The 3,173-nt window shown below is 35.4% G+C and carries 1 protein-coding gene; it reads left to right on the plus strand.

Features of this window, described 5'->3' with window-relative positions; genetic code table 11:
- Positions 1-3,173: amino acid adenylation domain-containing protein (locus tag WAZ07_RS26025; RefSeq protein ID WP_336474706.1), on the plus strand; the 3,173-nt coding region annotated here is incomplete at both ends.

Genomic DNA, 3,173 nt, shown 5'->3' on the forward strand with positions numbered 1-3,173 from the left:
AGCGGGCGGGGCGTATTTACCAATCCAGCCGGATGATCCAACTGAACGTTTTAACTATTTAATAGAAGATAGTCAAACGAATCTTGTTTTAACGCAAAGACATTTGAAAGATGGGCTTGAGTCTCGTCTAAAAGATGTTGAAATAGTCTCAATCGAGGATGAGTTATCAGTGACAGTTGTTAACTCGGCTTCTAATTTAGATTTAGATTATCACGGAAGTGATATGGTATATGTCATTTATACATCAGGATCTACAGGAAAACCAAAAGGTGTTATGGTCGAACATGCCTCACTTATTAATCGTTTGAATTGGATGACTCATGTTTATCCGTTTCATCAACAAGATGTTATTTTACAAAAGACACCATATACTTTTGATGTTTCCCTTTGGGAACTATTTGCTTGGGCTCTTCAAGGCGCATCTGTTTGTTTTTTAACGCCAGGTGGGGAGAAAGATCCGTCTGTTATTACACAAGCCATTGAAGAAAACAAAGTGACAGCTATTCACTTTGTACCGTCTATGTTAAATGCATTTTTAGAGTATGTGAAAGAAAGTGATGCAGCGCAGAATTTAACAAGTGTACAACATGTATTTACAAGTGGAGAAGCGTTGATGCCGGAACATGTAAAACGATTTAATAGTTTATGGCATGCAGCATGTGGAACCACGTTGCATAATTTGTATGGACCAACTGAGGCAACAGTAGAGGTTTCATACTATGATTGTCCAACTGAAAATGAATGTGTACCAGATTCAATTCCAATTGGTCAACCAATTGATAATGTCCGCTTATATATTTTGGATCGCTGTAACCAACTTGTACCAATTGGTGTTCCAGGTGAATTACACATCGCAGGGGATTGCCTCGCAAGAGGGTATTTGAACCGGGAAGAATTAACGAAAAAAGCTTTCGTAGAGGATCCGTTTGTTGAAGGGGAAAAAATGTACAAAACAGGCGACCTTGTACGATGGAAAGAAAACGGACAAATTGAATACCTAGGACGTATTGATCATCAAGTGAAAATTAGAGGGTATCGTATCGAACTAGGTGAAATCGAACAAACATTATTACAACATGAGATGGTTCAAGAGGTTGTGGTGGTTGCCAGAAAAAATGATCGTGGAGAACAAAATTTATGTGCGTATGTTGTGGCTGGAAAAGCGACTGAACAACAGCTAAAGGATCATTTAAAACGAAGTTTACCTAGCTATATGGTGCCTATGTTTTTTGTTATTTTGGATGAACTTCCTTTACTATCAAATGGAAAAGTAAATAGAAAAGCATTACCTGAACCAAGTTATCATTTACAACAACTGAATTATGTTGGTCCAAGCTCTAACACTGAAAATAAATTAGTTCATATTTGGGAAGAGGTTTTGGGAGTAGACTCGATAAGTATACAAGATGACTTTTTTGATCTTGGTGGTCATTCGTTAAAGGCAACGTTACTTATGGCTAAGGTTAATAAAATATTCCAAGTGAATATTTCTTTACGAGAAATTTTTGAGAATCCTACGATTCAAAAATTGGCTCAGATTATTTCAGAATTAGTACCTAGTAAGTCAATTGAGCTTACGATTGCCGAAGAGCGTGAATATTATCCAGTAACCTCTACTCAAAAACGACAGCTTATATTAGATAAAATGATTCATGAAGAAGTATATAATATGCCGTCTGTGTTACTTTTTAAAGAAGACATAGACGTGAAACATGTGGAAAGTATTTTCCAAACATTATTGAAACGTCATGAGTCATTACGGACTTCTTTTGAATGGATAGAAGAAGAGCCTGTTCAAAAAATCGAAGATTATCATACATTTGTATTGGAATATGAAGAGTTACATGAGATGAAGGAGCCGCAATCCTATGTAGTGAAACAAATGCTAGAAAAGTTTATAAGACCATTTGATTTAACATGTGCACCGTTGTTTAGAGCTAAATTCATTCGTCTACCACACGGAGAATCTATTTTATTGGTCGATATGCATCATATCATTGCGGATGGGATTTCTTTAAACATACTAATTCAGGAATTTATACAGTTATATAATGGACAAGTTTTATCAGACTTGAAATTCCAGTATAAAGACTACGCAGTGTGGCAAAAGAGTTATTTCGATACGAATGAAATCAAGCAGCAGGAAGAGTTTTGGTTAGAGTCGTTTTCTGGTGACTTACCAGTACTAAATTTACCTACAGATTATGCAAGACCGCAAATACAGAGTTTTGAAGGAGAGCATATTGATTTCAAAGTAGGTAAGGAATTAACAGATAAATTAAAACGACTTACAAATAAAAATAAATCTACTTTATATACAGTTATGCTTTCAGCATATAATATACTTTTATCAAAATACTCTGGCCAAGAAGATATTATAGTTGGTTCACCGGTAGCTGGAAGAAATCATGTTGATTTAGAAGGCGTTATGGGAATGTTTGTGAATACAATAGCTTTGCGAAATCAGCCGAAGGCTAATCAAACGTTTAGTCAATTTTTGGCTAAAGTAAAAGAGAATTGTTTAAATGCATTTGATAATCAACACTATCCATTAGAAGAGTTATTGAATCATTTACAGCTTCCTCGTGATTTAAGTCGAAATCCGTTGTTTAGTACCATGTTTAGTTTGCATAACAAAGGATTAGATAGTGGTGAAAAAGAGTTAAGTACTATTCAAATTGATCCGTATGAATTTCATACAAATACAAGTAAATTTGACCTTTCATTAACAGTGTTTGAAGGGGAAGAAGGGCTTACTCTTCAATGGGAATATTGTACAAAGTTATTTAAAGCATCTACAATCAACAAATTCGCAAATTCATTTGTAAGAATTTTGGATCAAATTGTTAGGGATGAGAGTATAGATATTTCAGATATCGGTATTGTGTCTAAAGAAGAACAAGAGATTCTTCTGAAAGACTTTAATCATACAGTGTATGAGTATCCTAAGCATGGAACGGTTCATCAATTGTTTGAAAAACAAGTGGAGAAAACACCAGATCATATTGCGGTTCGATTTGAAGGAAGCACGTTGACATATCGTCAATTAAATGAGAAAGCTAACCATCTTGCCAGGGTACTGCGAGAAAAAGGTGTCGAAAAGGATCAGATTGTAGGAATTGCCGTACATCGTTCTCCTGAGATGATGATTGGGTTGCTTGCCATCTTAAAGG

Origin of the sequence: Bacillus bruguierae, from assembly GCF_037104725.1 — a bacterium.
Lineage (GTDB): Bacteria > Bacillota > Bacilli > Bacillales > Bacillaceae_G > Bacillus_A > Bacillus_A bruguierae.